Raw genomic sequence first — 18,283 nt, 5'->3', positions numbered from 1 at the left:
GTGGATCGGGTTGCGGATTCGCCGAGCGCGTTGTCCACAGGCTGTCAAGGGCTCGCGCGGGCACCGTCCGCCTCCTCGATAATGGGGCCATGCCCGCCTCACCCGACCGCGCGCGTCTGCTGGCGCCGGCTCAGGTCGCCGAGATGCTGCAGATCGAGGTCGACGAGGTCGTCGCCCTCGTGATCGACGGACGCATCCGGGGCGCCAAGGTGGGATCGCCTCCACGCTGGCGCATCGAGGCCGCCAGCATCGACGACTACCTCGCGGCTCAGATCGAGGATGCCCGGCGGTCGGCGCTGTGGCAGCAGTCGCAGGTCGCGAGCTTCCCCGAGCTCTGGGGCCGTCCCCGAGATCGTTCCCGCCCGGAGTCGTGAGCCGGGCGCGGATGGATCATCCGGCGCTCCCGAGCTGCACCCAGCTCACCGCGCGCAGCGCGACGACCCGCTGACCGACGACCGCCTCGGCTCGTCGTGGCGCTCCCGGATCGTGCAGGGAGAGGTCGAGATGGTCGGCTCCCGCCCGGTCGATCGTGCCGACCCACTCCCGTCCGCTGTCGGTGTGCACTCGCACGGCGGTGCGCCGACGCACGAGGTCGCGCAGAACGAAGCCGAACGTCATCCGCTCGGTCGAGGGCGGTCGCGGCGCCCGCGGGCGGGCACTGCGCAGCAGGTCGGGCTCAGGCGCCGCCACTGCCTCGATCGCCCCGGTGGGGACGAGCGCGGCGCTTCCGTGTCGTCGGGTGTCGAGGCCGAGGTCCAGGTCGAGGGACACCCAGTCCGCGCCGGCGCCGGTCGCCCGCCCTCGGAGGATCCGAGCGGCGGAGAATTCGACCGTCACCGCCGCGCCGTCATCGGCGAGCGCGCCCAGACGCTCCTGCAGCGCCAGGCGCGACAGGCGCAGGCGCTCCGCCTCGGTCTGCAGCGCAGCACGCTCGGCCTCCCACTCGGAGTCGAGCTGGTGTTCGAGATCTTCGAAGAATCGCTGCCATCGCACGGCCGGACAGTACCGCGCGGCTCCACCCGCCGCCGGCGCTCTCCACAGGTTGGAGGATTCTCATCCGGCCGGATTCGGCAGTGTGCTGTACTCATCGGCGTCGAGAAGACCGGACCAGAGGAGGCACGATGACGACCAACGCGGCGCACCAGACCCACCGATCCAGCCGCATCAGCTCGTCGCTCGACGTCGCCGAGTACTTCGCACCGCAACCCACCGCCACCGCCGAGCTGCCCGACCCCGAACCGCTGGTGCGCAACCTCACGCGCGGGGTGCTCGAGGTGCTCGCGGGGGTGCGAGAGGTCGAACAGCTGGCTCGCTGGCTCAGCGAGGACGCGTTCCGCGTGCTGGTCACCCGCGCCAATCTGTCGGCACGCGCACGCAGCGCCCGCCAGGTCGCGCCGGCGCGGCCGGTCTACTCGATCACGGCCGTCCGTCTGTGCGAGCCGGCGGACGGTGTGGTCGAGGCGTCGGCGGTCGTCACGATGCCCACCCGCACCCGGGCCGTCGCCATGCGTCTCGAGGGGCGCGACGGACGCTGGCGCGCGACGTCGCTCGCGCTGCTGTGACGTCCTACTGCCTGTACGAGGCCAGGAAGTTCCCGAGCCGTTCGACCGCCTCGGTGAGGACCCGCGCCTCCGGCAGGGTGACGATGCGCAGGTGGTCGGGGTCGGGCCAGTTGAAGCCGGTGCCCTGGACCAGCAGCACATGCTCGGCGACGAGGAAGTCGTAGACGAGCTTGCCGTCGTCATGGATCTCGTAGACCTCGGGGTCGAGCCGGGGGAAGGCGTACAGCGCGCCCTCCGGCTTGTGGCAGGTCACACCCGGGATGCTCTCCAAGCCCTTCCACGCGGCATCCCGCTGCTCGTGCAGCCGCCCTGACGGGGCGATCAGCGCCTCGATGGACTGCACGCCCGACAGCGCAGCCTGCACGGCGTACTGGGCCGGGACGTTCGGGCACAGGCGCGTCGACGCGAGCAGCTGGATGCCCTCCAGGAAGCCCTTCGCGTGGGCCTTCGGGCCGGTGATCACCATCCATCCCGAGCGGTAGCCGGCGACGCGATAGGTCTTCGACAGCCCGTTGTAGGTGAGGCAGAGCAGATCGGGAGCGAGAGTCGCGAGCGGGATGTGCTGCGCCCCGTCGTACAGGATGCGGTCGTAGATCTCATCCGAGAGCAGCAGCAGCGAGTGCTCGCGCGCGATCTCGACGATCCCCTGCAGCACCTCGCGGCTGTAGACCGCTCCCGTGGGGTTGTTGGGGTTGATGACGACGATGGCCTTCGTCTGCGGCGTCACCTTCGCCCGGATGTCATCGAGGTCGGGCTCCCAGCCCTGCGTCGCGTCGCACAGGTAGTGCACCGGCTTGCCGCCGCCGAGGCTCGTCATGGCGGTCCACAGCGGGTAGTCGGGGGCGGGGATGAGCACCTCGTCGCCCTCGTCGAGCAAGGCCTGCATGGTCATGGTGATGAGCTCGGAGACCCCGTTGCCGAGATACACGTCGTCGGGGTCGACGTGCGGGAACCCCGGCACCTGCTCGTAACGCGACACCACGGCACGCCGTGCGGACAGGATGCCGCGGCTGTCGCTGTACCCGTGGGCGTGCGGCACCGACTCGATCATGTCGCGCACGATCTGGAACGGCGCCTCGAATCCGAAGATCGCCGGGTTGCCGGTGTTCAGCTTGAGCACCCGGTGCCCGTCGGCCTCGAGACGGTCGGCCTCGGCCAGGGCGCTGCCACGGATCTCGTAGAGGACGTCCTTGAGCTTGGATGACTGGTCGAGGGTACGGCGCTTCATCCGATCAGGATATCCGGGGGCCGAGCGGGCCGATCGACGATGCGTGGCCCGCTCGGTCGACTACCTCTTCTTCCCGGCGGCGCGACGCTGAGCGCGGTTGCCCGCATCGGCGGCGTCGCTGTCGTCGCCGGTGGTGCGCTGCCCGAACGCGCCGCGCGGGGCGTCGGCGGGAGCATCCTGCTCCGCGGACTGCTGCCGGGCCTTGGCCGTGGCGGCCTTCTGGACCTGACCACGATCGTTGCGCACCTCGACCTCGCCCGATCCGGTGTCGCTCGGCGCGGAGTACTCGAGCTTCTGCGTCTCGACCGGCGCAGGACCGAGGCCCTTGGCCTCGACGTCGCCGCTCTCGGGCGAGCGCACCTCGACCTCGAGGTTGTAGAGGAAGCCGACCGACTCCTCCTTGATCTGCGCCATCATCGACTGGAACATCTCGTACCCCTCGCGCTGGTACTCGATGAGCGGGTCGCGCTGGGCCATCGCACGCAGGCCGATGCCGTCCTTGAGGTAGTCCATCTCGTAGAGGTGGTCGCGCCACCGGCGATCGAGCACCTGCAGCACGACGCGACGCTCCAGCTCGCGCATCGCGGGTTCCCCGAGGGACTCCTCACGCTTCTGGTAGGCGATCTTGGCGTCGGAGAGCAGCTCGCGCTTGAGCACCTCGGCGGTGATCCGGCCCTTGTTGCCGGCCTCGGCAACGACCTCGTCGATCGTCACGCCCACCGGGTACAGCGTCTTGAGCTCGGTCCACAGTGCGTCGAAGTCCCAGCTCTCGGTGTGGCCGGACGAGGTGTGGTCGTCGATGACGGCGCTGACCGCGTCCTCGACGAAGTGCTGGACCCGCTCGGACAGGTCGTCGCCGTGCAGCACCTGGCGACGATCGGTGTAGATCGCCTCGCGCTGACGGTTGAGGACGTCGTCGTACTTGAGGACGTTCTTGCGGATCTCGGCGTTGCGCGCCTCGACCTGAGCCTGCGCGCTCTTGATCGCCCGCGAGACCATGGACGATTCGATCGCGACGTCCTCGGGGAAGTTCGTGCGGGCGAGGATCGCCTCGGCGGCGCCGGACTGGAACAGGCGCATGAGGTCGTCGGTGAGCGAGAGGTAGAAGCGGCTCTCACCCGGATCGCCCTGACGGCCCGATCGTCCGCGCAGCTGGTTGTCGATGCGTCGCGACTCGTGACGCTCGGTGCCGAGAACGTAGAGGCCACCGGCGGCGACGACCTTCTCCGCCTCTTCGGCCACCGTCTCGCGGACGGCGGTGAAGACCTCGTCCCACGCCGACTCGTACTCCTCCGGCGTCTCGACGGGGTCGAGTCCCCGGGACTTCATCTCCTGCACCGCGAGGAACTCGGCGTTTCCTCCGAGCATGACGTCGGTGCCGCGACCGGCCATGTTGGTGGCGACCGTGACGGCCGCGAGACGCCCGGCGCGGGCGACGACCTCGGCCTCGCGGGCGTGGTTCTTGGCGTTGAGGACCTCGTGCTTGACGCCCTTCTTGGCGAGCAGGCGCGACAGGTACTCGCTCTTCTCGACGCTGGTGGTGCCCACCAGCACCGGCTGACCGGTCGCGTGGCGCTCGACGATGTCCTCGACGACCTGCACGAACTTCGCCGTCTCGTTCTTGTACACGAGGTCGGGCTGGTCCTTGCGGACCATCGGCTTGTTCGTGGGGATGGGAACCACGCCGAGCTTGTAGGTCGACATGAACTCGGCCGCCTCGGTCTCGGCGGTACCGGTCATGCCCGAGAGCTTGTCGTAGAGACGGAAGTAGTTCTGCAGCGTGACGGTGGCGAGCGTCTGGTTCTCGGCCTTGACCGGCACACCCTCCTTCGCCTCGATCGCCTGATGGATGCCCTCGTTGTACCGACGTCCCACGAGGATGCGGCCGGTGTGCTCGTCGACGATCATGACCTCGTCGTTCATGACGACGTAGTCGGTGTCGCGCTTGAACAGCGCCCGGGCCTTGATCGAGTTGTTCAGGAACGAGATCAGCGGCGTGTTCGCGGACTCGTACAGGTTGTCGATGCCGAGGTAGTCCTCGACCTTCTCGATCCCGGGCTCGAGCACGCCCACGGTGCGCTTCTTCTCGTCGACCTCGTAGTCGACGCCCGGCTCGAGGGTGGTCGCGACGCGGGCGAACTCGACGAACCAGCGGTTGGCCTCGCCCGACGAGGGGCCGGAGATGATCAGCGGTGTGCGCGCCTCGTCGATGAGGATGGAGTCCACCTCGTCGACCACGGCGAAGAAGTGGCCGCGCTGAACGAGGTCCTCGCGGCGCCAGGCCATGTTGTCGCGCAGGTAGTCGAAGCCGAACTCGTTGTTCGTGCCGTACGTGATGTCGGCGGCATACTGCTCGCGCCGCACCTCGGGCGTCTGACCCGAGACGATCGTCCCGGTGGTCATGCCGAGCGCGCGGTAGACACGGCCCATGAGCTCGGACTGGTACGAGGCCAGATAGTCGTTGACGGTGATGACGTGCACGCCCTCGCCCGCGATGGCGTTGAGGTAGGCGGCGAACGTGGCCGTCAGCGTCTTGCCCTCACCGGTCTTCATCTCGGCGATGTTGCCGAGATGCAGCGCCGCACCACCCATGACCTGCACGTCGTAGGGCCGCTGGCCGAGCGTGCGTTTGGCCGCCTCGCGGACCGCGGCGAACGCCTCGGGCAGCAGCCGGTCGAGCGTCTCACCGCCCTGGTAGCGCGCGCGCAGCTCCGCGGTCTCGCCCCGCAGCTCGTCGTCGGTGAGGTGTGCGTAGTCCTCTTCGAGCGCGCCGACGGCCTTCACGATCTGCTGAAGACGGCGGAGCACGCGGCCCTCGCCGGCGCGGAGCAGTTTCTCGAGAGGATTGGCCACGGAGGATCTCCATCTGTCGGGTGCGCCGACACCACCGCCGGCCGCGCCCGCGCTCGTCGCACGGGCATATGGAGCCATGTTATCGGGCCGTGACCTTGGCGTCGCCTGCGAGTGGAGACCGCCGCCCCGTCGTCCACCCCACGAGACCTAGGATCGAGACATGGCCGGATTCTGGGGCAAGCGCAAGCGGGAACAGCAGGAAGTCGCCGAGGCGGACGCGAACCTCGCCCGCGAGGCCGACGTCGCGCTCGTCTCGGCCGACGAGCGACTGCGGGTCACGAACGACGAGATGGCCTTCGCCGAGGCCGAACTCGGAGCTGAGGCGACCACGCCGCTGCGCGAGGCCGTCGACGCGGTGCGCCACCACCTCGGCGAGGCGTTCCACCTCAAGCAGCTCAACCACGACGAGATCCCCGACACCCCCGACGAGGTGCGCACCCGCAACGCGCGCATCCTGCAGCTGTGCGAGTGGGCCGAGGAGCTCCTCGACGACCGCACGTCCGCGTTGGCCGAGGCCATCGAACGCGCCCGCCGCGGCCCCGAGATCCTCGCCGGCATCCGTGCCGACGTCGCGTCGCTGCAGCAGCGCGTGGATCCCGCGCGGGCGGTCATCGACCGCGTCTCCGGGCGCTACCACCCCGACGCCGTGGCACGGATCGGCGGCAACGCCGATGAGGCCGCGGGTCTTCTGGAGTTCGCCGAGCACGGCGCGGAGGTCGCCGAGCGGCGCCGTGCCGCGGGTGAGCGGGGGCCGGCCAACATCGCACTCGAGACCGCCACCGAGGCGGTGCGCCGCGCTCGGACGCTGCTGGATGCGATCGACGACTTCGAGGTCGAGGCGCTGCGTGCGCAGTCCACGCTCGCCGACGTGGTCGCCGACTCGCGCGACGATCTCGTCACCGCCCGCACCGCGCCGCAGACGTCCGCCGTCTCGACGGCGATGGCCGAGCTCCAGCAGGCGCTCACGCGGGTGAGCCCCGCCGGCTCGAAGAGCGACCCGTTCGCGGAGCTGTCGATGCTCCGTGAGAAGAACGCGGCACTGGATGTCGCGGTCGACACCGCACGCGAGCGGGCGGCGCGGCCGATCCCGCCCGAGGGCCACGTGCGTCATGCGATCGACGATGCCGACCGGCAGCTCTCGGTGGCACGCAGCGTGATCGCCGGACACCGCGGCTGGATCGGCGCCGACGCGCGCACCCGACTCGCCGAGGCCGAGAGCCTGCGGTTGGCACTCGCACCGTCGGGCGCCATCCCCGAGGACGATCGCGAGAAGGCTCTCGCGGACGCCCGCCGCTGTGCGTTGCTCGCGGGCGAGGCTCTTCAGTTGGCGCAGCGCGACATCGAGGGCTCACGACCGAACGACGGCTGGGGCGGCCCCGGGGGCTACGGCGGCGGCTGGGGCGGCCGTGGCGGCGGTGGCGGCGGCAACATGGTCGGCGGCATCCTCGGCGGTCTGGTGATCGGGAGCATGCTCGACGGCATGTTCGACTGAGCCGCACCCCTCACGACACGACGAAGGGCGGATGCCGTTTCCCACGGCATCCGCCCTTCGTCGTGATCAGATCACGACGCCAGCTCGGCCTCCGGCGGGGCGGCGGCGGCGAGCGAGATCACGCCGTAGTCCCAGCCCTTGCGGCGGTATACGACGCTGGGGTGGTCGGTGCGCGCGTTGATGAAGAGGAAGAAGTCGTGGCCGACGAGCTCCATGCGATCCACCGCCTCCTCCACGGTCATCCATTCCGCTCCGAACTCCTTCGTGCGGATGACCACGGGCGTGTAGTCGTCCTCGTCCGTGCTCTCGCCGATGACGGGGACCTCCCCCGTCGCGACGGCGCGCAGCACGTCGACCGATGCCGGTTCGACGTCGATTCCGGCGAGCGAGCCGGTGCCCTTGTCGAGCTTGGCGCCGCGCGGATGATTGCGAGCGTCGACCCGCTTGTCCTTCGCCCGGCGCGCCTGCTCGACGAGCTTGTCGACCGCGAGGTCGAGGGCGACGAACTTGTCTCCGTCGGTGGCCTCCGCCCGGACGATCGGACCCTTGCCGGTGAGCGTGAGCTCGACGGTCTCGTCATCCATCCGACCGTTGTGATACGCCCGGTGGGTGACCTTGATGTCGAGGCGCTGCGCGCGTGGCGCGAGCGTCTCGATGCGAGTGGACTTCTCTTCAGCCACCGTGCGGAAGCGATCCGTGATCCCGACTCCCACGCCGACGATGCTGGTTTCCATCCTGACCTCCTTGCTCCGGTCCGCCCGGTTCAAGGGCGGACCTTCGTTCGCCTTGGTCTCCCCCACGCTAGCGGCGAGGGCCTCGATTGTCACCCTCCGGCACCCGGGGATATCCGCCGCGGCGTGTCGGCGGCGGCGACCGCGCCCAGCACCCGCGCCCCCGCGGCATCCAGAACGCGGCTCGCCTCGCGGAGGGTGGCACCAGTGGTCACGACGTCGTCGATGAGGACGACCGCGCGCCCGGCGGGGCGGGCGCGGACGGCGAAGGTCCCCGCCACGTTCCGCTCGCGGTCGCGACGTCCGAGTCCGCGCTGATCGGCGACGGCCCGCCCCCGCACGCGGAGGATCCGCGACCACGCGTGACCGGTGCGAGCGGCGAGGAGCTCGGGCACCGCGTAGCCGCGGCGACGCAGCGCGGCGGCCGACGTGGGAACGGGCACGAGCGTGGCGTCCGACCAGCCGGCGGTATCGGCGAGACCGGCGATCAGGCCGCCGAGAGGCCGAGCGACACCGGTGCGGCCTTCCTCTTTGAGGGCTCGGATCGCGCGCGCTCCCGTGCCGCTGAAGCGCATCGCGCTCCAGACCGTGAGGCCGGGCTCGATCGCACGGAGCACCGGATCGGACACCTCGGCGACACACAGCGGGCACAGAACGCGTCCGGGCTGGTCGCAGCCCGCGCACCACACCGGGAAGAGCAGATCGAGCGCCTCGACGCCGGCGTCGAGGCCGGCACCGCGCCACCGGGCGACGAGGTCGGAGAACGCGTCCATTCCTCGAGCATGTCGACGCGGCCTCGGGAGCCGCGTCCGTCGCCGCCGCGCCGGGGAGAACCCGCGCCGCGTCGCGACGGGGCAGGAGTCAGCGCGGCGAACCCTGCTGCGTGGCGAGCAGGCGGATGCCGCCCGCCACGCTCGCCCAGGTCTCGCCCTTCTGGTCGAAGAGGCGGCCGGCCCGATCGAGCAGTCGCACCGCGCGGGGTTGATTGGCCGCCGCGATCGATTCGCCGTCCGCCGGCGCCGCGATCGTCTCACCGAAGCCGCCCACCGACTGGGAGATGACCACCTCGCCGCCACCGTCCTCGGCGAGCACGGCGATGGTGGAGCCGTCGACCCAGCTCGCATCCAGACCCGCCCCCGGCAGCGCAGCGACGGTCTCGCGGTCGCCGAGGCCGACGGGCACGCCGTTGTCGTCGCGGAGGATGCCGGCCATCCAGAGCGCGGGCCGCGAGCCGTCGCGCACCAGAGCCGCGATGCGCGTGCCGTCGCGCGACACCTCGATGGTCGAGATCTGCGACGCCCCCGGCCAGGCATCGGCGAAGGGGATGACCGCACCGTCCGGGCCGGCCGCCGTGAGGGCCGAGGGCGTTCCGGCCGGAACGCTCCAGATGTAGCCCTCGGAGTCGATCGTCGGGTCGACGAGGCCGGGACGCTCGTCGACGACCTCGAACGTGCCGTCCGATCGCGCCCGCACCACGGCGCCGGCCGCGGTGCGCACGGCGGCCAGGCTCCGGTCGGCGGCCACCTGGACGGCGACCGGGTCGAGTCCGGCGATCGCCGGGGAGAGCCCCGGGATCGGCTCGACCTCGGACCCTGAGAGGAAGCCGAAGGCGTCGTCGGTGAGCACGACGGGCCGCACATCGACCCGGATGGGTCGGATCTCGACCGCTTGCGCCGCCACCGGCTCGCCGTCGACCGACATCTGCGCCCCGAGGATGCCGGCCGACTGCAGACTCGCCACCAGCTGCGCCTGCATGCGGTCGCGGGTGTCGGGCACGATCGCGAGAGCCGACTGCGACAGCGGCACCTGCGCGACGCCGGCCTCGAGCGGCACGGCGCGCGTGGCGAGCTCGAGGCTGCTGGGGAAGGCGGTGGCCACGGCGCCGGCGAGCCAGGGGCTGGGCTCGCCGTCGATCAGCGCCTCGGTGATGTGGGTCGCCGCGTTCGTCGCCGGGAACCATCGCCGATCGGGCACGAGGTACGACCACGAGAGATCGAAGTACATCACCGAGTACTCCCGGAACACCGCCTGGAACCGCGCCCGGTCGAGGACCACGCCGTCCGGCGCCTCGGAGATGCGCCACTCGCCGCCGACGTCGATCAGGCTGAAGCTCAGCGGCATCGATCCCCCGTCGGTCATCGACAGGGCGCCGGTGGCGTCCACGCTCGCCTCCGGGGTGACCGACACCGTCACGGTGCCATCCGCCGCCGTGGAGAAGACGCGTTCGCCGGGCAGGTCGATCGTGGCGCGTGCGGTCGGCTGCCACGACGAGCGGAAGTCGGGCGCGAGGAACTGCCGCGCGGTGCCCCAGTCGTCGCGCGGGCCGGAGCCGGCGGCGAGGAATCCCGAGACGATCTGCTCGGGTGTGGCCCCGGGGGGCGGATCGTCGGGCAGGAACGAGAAGTCGACCGACCCCGCCTCCTCGTCGATCGCCTCGCCCGCGACGACCGGCCCGGAGGTGGGCAGGCCCGTGCACCCCGTCAGGAGGGCGACGAGCAGAAGCCCCGCCACGGCGGCGGCGGCGCGCAGACGGATCACGGGGCGCCCTTCGAGGTGCGGGGAAGCGAGATGGGCTGGGTCAGACCCAGGTCGTCGAAGGGTACGCCATCGTCCCCGGGGTCGACCGGGATGGGCGAGTGACCCGCGAGCGGCTCGCTGCGGCGCGGGATGGTGAGCACGAAGTTCGTGCCCCGTCCGAGCTCTGACCAGACCGCGAGCGTGCCGCCGTGGAGACGCGCATCACCGAGGGCGATGGACAGGCCCAGACCGGTGCCGCCGATCGTGCGCTTGCGCGAGGGGTCGGCGCGCCAGAACCGGTCGAAGACGCGTTCGGCGTCGTCGGGCCGCATCCCGAGTCCGTAGTCGCGCACGCCCAGCGCGACGGCACGGGCGTCACTGTCGACCGTGACGACGATCGGACGCCCCTCGCCGTGCTCGATGGCGTTGCCGAGCAGGTTCCGCACGATCCGGCGAACGCGGCGCGGGTCCATCTCCACCGGAGAGTAGCCGCCGGGAGCCACGAGCCGGACGTCGCTCCCGTGCTGCTCGGAGAGCTGCGCCATGGAGGCGATGACGTCCTCGGCGAGCTGCGTCATGCTGGTGGGTTCGTTCTCGAGCTGCACGGAGCCGGCGTCGTAGCGGCTGATCTCGAGGAGATCGGTCAGCAGCACCTCGAAGCGGTGCACCTGGTCGTGCAGCAGCTCGGCGGCACGACCGGCCACCGGATCGAACGCGTCGCGCCGGTCGTTGAGCATGTCCGAGGCCAGGCGGATCGTCGTGAGAGGCGTGCGCAGCTCGTGCGAGACGTCGGAGACGAACCGCTGCTGCACCTGAGACAGCTCGGCGAGCTCGCGGATCTGGGCCTCGATGCTGTCGGCCATCGCGTTGAACGAGCGCCCGAGCGTGGCGAACTCGTCCTGGCCACGCACCTGCAGGCGCACCTCGAGGTCGCCGGCGGCCAGCCGGGAGCTGCTCTCGGCGGCCTGCGCGATCGGCTCGGTCACCGACCGCAGCACGATCCAGGAGATCGCACCGATGAGCACCACGAGCCCGACGCCGACGATCCAGAGTGTGATCTGCACGAACCGGAGGGTCTGAGCCTCGCTTCCCAGGTCGTAGCCGAGGTAGAGCTCGTAGGCGCCCACCTCGGGCAGGATGATCTGCTGCCCCACCACGATTCCCGGCATCTCGCCGCCCGAGGCGCTGAACCCCACGGGCTGCCACCACTGGAGCTCACCGTCGCTCTGCACTCGGGTGCGGAGGGGATCGCTGATGAGGTCGGCCGGCAGCCCCGCCGAATCGAAGTCCTGGGGGGCGATCGCCGACGGCTCGGAGGAGATCCGGAACGCGGCGATGCGGTCGGTGGAGGACTGCCGCTGGATCGAGGTGCGCACGCTCTCCATCAGGTTGTCGATGGCCACGACGTCTCCCCCGACCTCGGCCGCATCGAGAGTGGACTGCGCCGAGAGCGTGGCCCGCTGCGCCTCGGCCAGCAGCTGCGAGGTCCGCGAGTCGAACAGATCGTTCTGGATCGCCAGCGACATCCAGACGAGCGCCACGGTGATCGTGAGGGCCGTGGCCCCGAGCGTCACCGCGACGGTGCGGAAGCGCAACGACCGCCGCCACGTGCGCGACAGGCGCCGCGGCCACGACCGCAGCCCGCGCGTCGCGACGGTCGCCGTCGTGACGGTGCGGATCGGCATGACGGTCTCAGATCACGGCGCCGGCGCGATAGCCGACCCCGCGCACGGTCGTGACGATGCGCGGGTTGTCGGGGTCGATCTCGACCTTGGCCCGCAGGCGCTGCACGTGGACGTTGACCAGGCGCGTGTCTGCCTTGTAGTGGTAGCCCCAGACCTGCTCGAGCAGCATCTCGCGCGAGAACACCTGCTGCGGCTTCGAGGCCAGGGCCACGAGCAGCTCGAACTCGAGCGGGGTGAGGGCGATGAGCTCGCTGCCCCGACGCACCTCGTGCCCGTCGACGTCGACGAGGAGGTCTCCGATGCGCAGCGACTCGGCCGCCGCCGAGACGGCCGGACGCAGCCGGGTTCGGATGCGGGCGACGAGTTCCTTCGGGTTGAAAGGCTTGACGATGTAATCGTCGGCGCCGGACTCGAGACCCCGCACGACGTCGGCCGTGTCGGTACGAGCGGTGAGCATGATGATCGGCACGCCGGACTCCGCTCGGATCTGCGTGCAGATCTCTATGCCGTCCACCCCCGGGAGCATGAGGTCGAGCAGGATCAGATCGGGCTTCTCGGTGCGCCAGGCCTCGACCGCCGCCGCGCCGTCGGCGCAGAAGGCGGTGTCGAATCCCTCGGTGCGCAGCACGATGCCGATCATCTCCGCGAGCGCGGTGTCGTCATCGACCACCAGGATGCGAGAAGTCATGGGCGGCATTCGTCTTTCGGCTCGGGCTCGCGCGCGACGTGCGCTCATTCACCGTACCCGACGCCCGACCGGTCGAGTCCGGGTGCCTCGCGCGGACGTATGACACGATGGGTGCGACCGAGCCGACTGTTCCAGGAGTGCATCGTGACGGCCTACCCCTCGTGGACACCTGCCCCGCGGCCCGGGATCATCCCGCTGCAGCCTCTGTCGTTCGGCATCATCCTGGGGCGGTCCTTCGCGGCCCTCCGGCAGAACCCCAAGGTGCTGCTCGGGTTCGCGCTGGTCGTGCAGACCCTCGCGGTGCTCGTGACCACGGCCGGTGTGGTGGCCGTGGGCTTCGCGACCTTCGGTCGTCTCGCGTCGCTGCGACCCGGCACCGACGAGTTCGAGACCGTCCTGGCCGGATCCATCGCGATCAGCGGCGTCACGGCGCTCGTCCTCTCCCTCGCCGCGGGGGCCCTCGGCGTCATCGTGCAGGGCATCGTCGTCAGCGAGGTCGCGCAGGCGGTCGTGGCAGAGAAGCACACCCTCTCGACCCTGTGGAGTCGGGTCAAGCCCGTCGCCTGGCGCCTCATCGGATACACCGCGCTCGTCTCGCTCATCGTCGCGGTGGTCCTCGGCATCCTCGCGACCGGCATCGTCCTGCTGGCCCTGAGCGCCGCTCCCCTCGCGATCGCCCTGACGATCCTGCTCGTGCTGTCGGCGATCCCGCTCAGCCTGTGGTTGAGCACGAAGCTCCTGCTGGTGACCTCGGCGATCGTGCTCGAGCGGGCGACGATCCTCGGAGCCATCGGCCGGTCGTGGCGGCTGACGCGTGGTCGGTTCTGGCCGACGCTCGGCATCGTGGTGGTCATCTCGCTGACCTTCAGCGTGCTCGCCCAGGTCGTCAGCATCCCCTTCTCGTTCGTGACGATGGGTCTGACGGCCGTCATCACGCCGACCGGCGATCCGGAGCCCGGCGAGATCATCGCCCTGCTCGCCGGCTCGTTGCTCGCGCAGGCGTTCGTCACCTTGATCCAGACGATCGCCGTCATCGTGCAGTCCACCGCGGGCGCTCTGGTCTACGTCGACTGCCGCATGCGCCGCGAGGGCCTCGACCTCGATCTGTCGTCGTACGTCGATCGACGCGATGCGGGCCAGAGCGATCTGCCCGACCCGTACCGTCAGCACGTCGGTCGCGATCTCGCCGTCCGCTGGCAGCAGCCGGTCGCCCAGCCGGGCGGCTACGGAGCGCCGCCCGCGTACCCGGCACCCGGCGGGTACGCCTCCCCCGTCCCGAGCGGAGACGGTTCCCCGGCGCCGGGCGAACCCACCCCGACGGCGCCGGGACCGGATGCCCCCGCATCGGAAGGCACCGCACCGACCCGCCCCGCCGCGACCGAGTGGACGGCGCCGGGCTCCGATCGCGCATGACCTCGACGCCGCCGCCGATCGCCCCCGACCCCGACGAAGCCCGTCGCTGGGCGGAGGAGGAGCTCTCGGGCGCGCTCTATCGCGAGGCCGAGCCCACCCCGATCGACCGCTTCGCACGCGGCGTGGTCGACACCATCGCGTCGATCTTCGCCGGCCGCGTGCCCGACTCCCTCGGCCCCTGGCTGGCCGTCGGGGCCATCGCCGTCGTCCTCGCGCTCATCGTCGTCGCGATCCTCATCTGGGGACGCCCCCGGTTGGCGGCGCGCTCACGGGCCCCGCTGGCCCTCTTCGGAGAGGATGAGGCGCGCAGCGCGGCCGAGTTGCGCGCCGATGCCGAGGCATGCGCCGACCGCGGCGCCTGGGACGAGGCCATCGTGCTGCGCGTCCGCGCGATCGCCCGCGGTCTGGTCGAGCGCACGATCCTCGATCCGGAGCCGGGCGCGACGGTGCACCGGTTCGCCGCCGACGCGGCGCGCGCGTTCCCCTCCTACCGGGTCGAACTGACGTCGCTGGCGCGGAGCTTCGACGACGTGCGGTACCTCCGCAGGCCCGGCTCCGCCGAGGCCTACGCGGCGGCGCGCACCCTGGACGCACAGCTCGCCGCAGCACGGGCGGAGGTCCTCGCGTGAGCGCGGTCGACACATCCCGCGCCCGCCGCGGTCGCTCGGGGCTCGCATGGGTCGGCATCGCCGCCGGCCTCGTCGTGGCCGGCATCGGTGTCGCCGCGATCGCGGGCATCGGCACCATGCCCGCGCAGGGGCTGCTGGATCCCGAGGCCGCCGGACCCGACGGCTCGCGCGCGATCGTCGAGGTGCTCCGCGACCGCGGCGTCGAGGTCGCCGTCGCGCGCGACCGGGCGAGCGCCGTCGGCGCGCTCGAGCGCGCCGACGCCATCCTCGCCATCGCCGACACCGCCCCCCTCGACGACGACACGCTCGAGGAGCTCCGCGACGCGGCCTCCGGTGTCGTGCTGCTCGAGCCGCGCAGCCGCGACCTGCGGCTCCTCGTCGGGGGTTCCGCGTCGGCCGGATTCGCCGACGCATCGGCCGACCCGCTGTGCGAGCTGCCGGATGCCGCGACGAGCGGTCCGGTGCGCCCCGGCGAGGTCTTCTCGGGTGACGGCGCCGACATCGCGTGCTACCCGGCGGCGGGCGGCTACGGTCTCGTCGGCCGCGGCTCCGGCGCGGACCGGGTGGTGGCGCTCGATGCGACGGCGCTCCTGGTGAACCAACGGCTGTCCGAGAACGGCAACGCGGCGCTCGGGCTCAATCTGCTCGGCGGCACCGGCCAGGTCGTCTGGTACGTGCCGGCTCTCGGCGACGGCTCGCTCGTCGCCGCTCCCTCGCTCGGAGAGCTCACCCCGCCCTGGGTGACGCCGAGCATCCTCCTGCTCCTCGCCGCCGCCGCGACCGCGGCGGCATGGCGGGGGCGGCGGTTCGGTCCGCTGGTCGCCGAGAACCTGCCCGTCACCGTCCGCGCCTCCGAGACGACCGAGGGACGCGCGCGCCTGTATGCCGCCGCCGCCGATCCCGTGCACGCGCTGGACCAGCTCCGCCGCGACAGCCTCCGCCGCCTCGGTCGACTGCTGGGCATGGGCGCCGCCGACGCCGGTGCGATCGCCGATGCCGCGGCCGCCCGCCTCGATGCCGAGCGCGCCCGCGTCCGCGGCATCCTGCTCGATGACCTTCCGCACACCGACCGAGAACTCGTCGACGCCGCCGACCGGCTGCGCGAGCTCGAGACGGCCGTGCTCCGAACCGTCCGTCCCGAAAGGAACACCCCATGAGCGAGACCGCATCCGGCGACCTCCGCGAGGCGATGAACCGTGTCCGATGGGAGGTCGGCAAGGCCGTCGTCGGTCAGGACGGTGCGGTGACCGGCCTGCTCATCGCGCTGCTCGGGCGGGGCCACGTGCTGCTCGAGGGTGTGCCGGGCGTCGCCAAGACGCTGCTCGTCCGCGCGTTCAGCCGCGCGGTGGGGCTGGACACCACCCGCATCCAGTTCACCCCGGACCTGATGCCCGGCGACGTCACCGGCTCGCTGGTGTACGACGCGCGGACGGGCGAGTTCGAGTTCCGCGCCGGCCCGGTGTTCACCAACATCCTGCTCGCGGACGAGATCAACAGAACGCCGCCCAAGACCCAGGCGGCCCTCCTCGAGGCCATGGAGGAGCGCCAGGTGTCGGCCGACGGCGAGTCCCGTGCGCTCCCCGACCCGTTCCTGGTCGCGGCGACCCAGAACCCGGTCGAGCACGAAGGCACGTACACGCTTCCGGAGGCGCAGTTGGACCGCTTCCTCCTCAAGCTGCGGATCGACGTTCCGGGCCGGGACGACGAGATCGCGGTGCTGCGCCGCCACGCCGACGGGTTCCGCCCCGGCTCGCTCGAGACGGCGGGGGTGAGCGCTGTCGTCAGCGCCGCCGAGATCCGCGCCGCGCAGCAGTCCGCCGCCGCCGTCGAGGTCTCGGACGACGTCCTCGGCTACGTTGTCGACCTCGCGCGCGCCACCCGCGACTCGCCGTCGGTGCAGCTGGGTGCGAGCCCGCGCGCGGCCACCGCGCTGCTCGCTGCGGCGAAGGCGTGGGCGTGGCTCGGCGGCTACCCCGCGATCACGCCGGACCACGTGCAGACGATGCTCGTGCCGGCATGGCGTCACCGCCTCCAGCTGCGTCCCGACGCCGAGATCGAAGGCGTCTCCGCCGACACGATCCTCACGTCGGTGCTGCAGCAGACCCGCGTCCCGATCTGAGCCGGCGATGTACGTCTCGGGTCTGTTCGCGCTGCTGGTCGCTGTCGGCGTCGTGCCGGTGGTGCTCGCCCCCGCGGCGGGCTGGGACGCGGCGTGGGCGGCGACGGCCTGGGCCGTGCTCTGCATCGCGCTGATGATCGTCGACGTCGCGGCCGCCGCGCCGCTTCGGCCCGTCGTCGTCGAGCGCCGCATCCCGACCCGGGCGCGCCTGGGCGAACCGGTCGAGGCGACGGTGCTGCTCCGCAATGACGGGCGCCGTCCGCTTCGGGGACGCCTCCGCGACGGCTGGCAGCCCACCGCCGGTGCCGGTGACGCGCGGATCGACGTCGAGGTCCCGGCCGGCGAGCGGAGGGCGTTCGTCCTGCGCCTCCTCCCCCGCCGACGGGGCGAGCTGCGCACCGGGTTCGTGGCGCTGCGCAGCCGCGGTCCGATGGGCCTCGCGGGCCGTCAGCGGGTGGCCCCGGCGCCCGGCGCGCTCCGGGTGCTGCCGCCGTTCGCCTCGCGACGACACCTCCCCTCGCGCCTGGCGCGCCTTCGCGAGCTCGATGGCAACACCAGCGTGCAGGTGCGTGGCCGGGGCACGGAGTTCGACAGCCTCCGAGAGTACGTGCGGGGCGACGATGTGCGCTCGATCGACTGGCGTGCCACGGCGCGGGCGGGCACGACCATGCTCCGCACGTGGCGTCCGGAACGCGACCGGCACGTCGTCATCGTGATCGACACCGGACGCACCAGCGCCACGCGGGTCGGTGACGGCGTGCGACTGGATGCCGCGATGGAGTCGGCGCTGCTGCTGAGCGCACTCGCGGCGCGCGCCGGAGACCACGTGCACCTGGTGATGTTCGATCGTGCCCGGCGGGCTCGGGTGACCGGCGTCGACGGCGCACGGCTGCTCCCGGCCCTCGTCGACGCGATGGCACCCGTGGAGCCCACCCTCATCGACACCGACTGGAGCGCCGTGCTGACCGAGGTGCGCTCGCTGACCTCGCGTCCCTCTCTCGTCGTGCTCCTCACCGCGCAGGACTCCCCCGAGGCCGCTCGCGGCTTCCTCGGGTCGCTGCCCTCCCTCACCGAGCGCACGACGGTGCTGGTGGGAGCGGCGATGGACGCGCCCGACCCGGCCCCGGGGGCGCGGACGGCCGAGGACGTCTACCGCGAGGCCGCCATCGCGCACGCCGACCGCGACGTCGAGCGCGTCGCGGCGGCCGTCCGCCGGGCGGGTGGCGAGGCGCTGACCGCGACGCCCGACGCGCTGCCCCCGGCCGTGGCCGACCACTACCTCGCGCTGAAGGCGGCCGGCCGCCTCTGACCCGCGCCCTCGCACACACAAACGTTCGGGGCGGTCTGCTCACCGCGGGGCGTGAAT

The 18,283-nt window shown here is 71.8% G+C and carries 16 protein-coding genes; 8 read left to right on the top strand and 8 right to left on the bottom strand.

Annotated elements, in window-relative coordinates:
- The first annotated feature begins 89 nt into the window (after positions 1–89).
- Positions 90–374: a helix-turn-helix domain-containing protein gene (locus HW566_RS12935; RefSeq protein ID WP_178013484.1), complete on the top strand. Its 285-nt coding sequence runs from the start codon at positions 90–92 to the stop codon at positions 372–374.
- A 16-nt stretch (positions 375–390) separates the two neighbouring features.
- On the opposite strand, the gene HW566_RS12930 is transcribed toward HW566_RS12935, so the two are convergent.
- Complete coding sequence (locus tag HW566_RS12930; RefSeq protein WP_178013482.1) at positions 391–993, bottom strand: hypothetical protein; 603 nt, start codon at positions 991–993, stop codon at positions 391–393.
- 128 nt (positions 994–1,121) lie between these two features.
- Here HW566_RS12930 and HW566_RS12925 point away from each other — a divergent pair, with 128 nt between their 5' ends.
- Entirely contained in the window at positions 1,122–1,562 is a 441-nt protein-coding gene (locus HW566_RS12925) for an Rv3235 family protein (protein ID WP_178013481.1), read from the top strand.
- A 4-nt stretch (positions 1,563–1,566) separates the two neighbouring features.
- Here HW566_RS12925 and HW566_RS12920 read toward each other — a convergent pair whose 3' ends face one another.
- Both HW566_RS12920 and secA read right to left on the bottom strand, forming a co-directional pair.
- Positions 1,567–2,790: a pyridoxal phosphate-dependent aminotransferase gene (locus tag HW566_RS12920; protein ID WP_178013479.1), complete on the bottom strand. Its 1,224-nt coding sequence runs from the start codon at positions 2,788–2,790 to the stop codon at positions 1,567–1,569.
- A gap of 60 nt (positions 2,791–2,850) precedes the next feature.
- Positions 2,851–5,643 (bottom strand): preprotein translocase subunit SecA, encoded by a 2,793-nt coding sequence (gene secA / locus HW566_RS12915; RefSeq protein WP_178013477.1) that lies wholly within the window; start codon positions 5,641–5,643, stop codon positions 2,851–2,853.
- Between the two features lie 160 nt (positions 5,644–5,803).
- On the opposite strand from secA, the gene HW566_RS12910 reads away from it, so the two are divergent.
- Positions 5,804–7,135: a hypothetical protein gene (locus HW566_RS12910; RefSeq protein ID WP_178013475.1), complete on the top strand. Its 1,332-nt coding sequence runs from the start codon at positions 5,804–5,806 to the stop codon at positions 7,133–7,135.
- A 71-nt stretch (positions 7,136–7,206) separates the two neighbouring features.
- Here the strand turns inward: HW566_RS12910 and hpf are convergent, their stop codons facing one another.
- The 5 genes from hpf to mtrA all read right to left on the bottom strand — a co-directional run bounded on the left by hpf (position 7,207) and on the right by mtrA (position 12,756).
- Positions 7,207–7,869, bottom strand: coding sequence for a ribosome hibernation-promoting factor, HPF/YfiA family (gene hpf / locus HW566_RS12905; protein WP_178013473.1), 663 nt, complete (start codon positions 7,867–7,869; stop codon positions 7,207–7,209).
- Between the two features lie 89 nt (positions 7,870–7,958).
- The gene (locus tag HW566_RS12900) at positions 7,959–8,639 is read right to left on the bottom strand and encodes a ComF family protein (RefSeq protein WP_178013471.1); all 681 of its coding nucleotides are present in this window, start codon (positions 8,637–8,639) and stop codon (positions 7,959–7,961) included.
- 88 nt (positions 8,640–8,727) lie between these two features.
- Complete coding sequence (locus tag HW566_RS12895) at positions 8,728–10,404, bottom strand: LpqB family beta-propeller domain-containing protein (protein ID WP_178013470.1); 1,677 nt, start codon at positions 10,402–10,404, stop codon at positions 8,728–8,730.
- Positions 10,401–12,068 carry an MtrAB system histidine kinase MtrB gene (gene mtrB / locus HW566_RS12890; RefSeq protein WP_178013468.1) on the bottom strand — a complete coding sequence of 556 codons (1,668 nt, stop codon included), beginning with the start codon at positions 12,066–12,068 and terminating at the stop codon, positions 10,401–10,403. Before mtrB ends, HW566_RS12895 begins: the two co-directional genes overlap by 4 nt.
- Before the next feature lie 7 nt (positions 12,069–12,075).
- Entirely contained in the window at positions 12,076–12,756 is a 681-nt protein-coding gene (mtrA, locus tag HW566_RS12885) for an MtrAB system response regulator MtrA (protein WP_178013466.1), read from the bottom strand.
- A 144-nt stretch (positions 12,757–12,900) separates the two neighbouring features.
- Between mtrA and HW566_RS12880 the strand changes: the two genes are divergently transcribed.
- From HW566_RS12880 to HW566_RS12860, 5 genes are read left to right on the top strand one after another with little or no spacing between them, the layout of a single operon-like run.
- Positions 12,901–14,169, top strand: coding sequence for a glycerophosphoryl diester phosphodiesterase membrane domain-containing protein (locus HW566_RS12880; RefSeq protein ID WP_178013464.1), 1,269 nt, complete (start codon positions 12,901–12,903; stop codon positions 14,167–14,169).
- Positions 14,166–14,798: a DUF4129 domain-containing protein gene (locus HW566_RS12875; protein WP_178013462.1), complete on the top strand. Its 633-nt coding sequence runs from the start codon at positions 14,166–14,168 to the stop codon at positions 14,796–14,798. Before HW566_RS12880 ends, HW566_RS12875 begins: the two co-directional genes overlap by 4 nt.
- Positions 14,795–15,955, top strand: a complete 1,161-nt coding sequence (locus HW566_RS12870) for a DUF4350 domain-containing protein (protein ID WP_256728713.1) — start codon at positions 14,795–14,797, stop codon at positions 15,953–15,955. The genes HW566_RS12875 and HW566_RS12870 overlap by 4 nt, the downstream gene beginning before the upstream one ends.
- Positions 15,952–16,917, top strand: coding sequence for an AAA family ATPase (locus HW566_RS12865; protein ID WP_178013460.1), 966 nt, complete (start codon positions 15,952–15,954; stop codon positions 16,915–16,917). Before HW566_RS12870 ends, HW566_RS12865 begins: the two co-directional genes overlap by 4 nt.
- Before the next feature lie 7 nt (positions 16,918–16,924).
- Positions 16,925–18,226, top strand: a complete 1,302-nt coding sequence (locus HW566_RS12860; RefSeq protein WP_178013459.1) for a DUF58 domain-containing protein — start codon at positions 16,925–16,927, stop codon at positions 18,224–18,226.
- Positions 18,227–18,283: the final 57 nt, after the last annotated feature.

The organism is Microbacterium oleivorans (genome assembly GCF_013389665.1).
In the GTDB taxonomy this organism is placed as follows: Bacteria; Actinomycetota; Actinomycetes; order Actinomycetales; family Microbacteriaceae; genus Microbacterium; species Microbacterium oleivorans_C.
The sequence above is the reverse complement of the archived record's forward strand: the minus strand, read 5'-3'. Positions and strand labels throughout refer to the sequence as shown.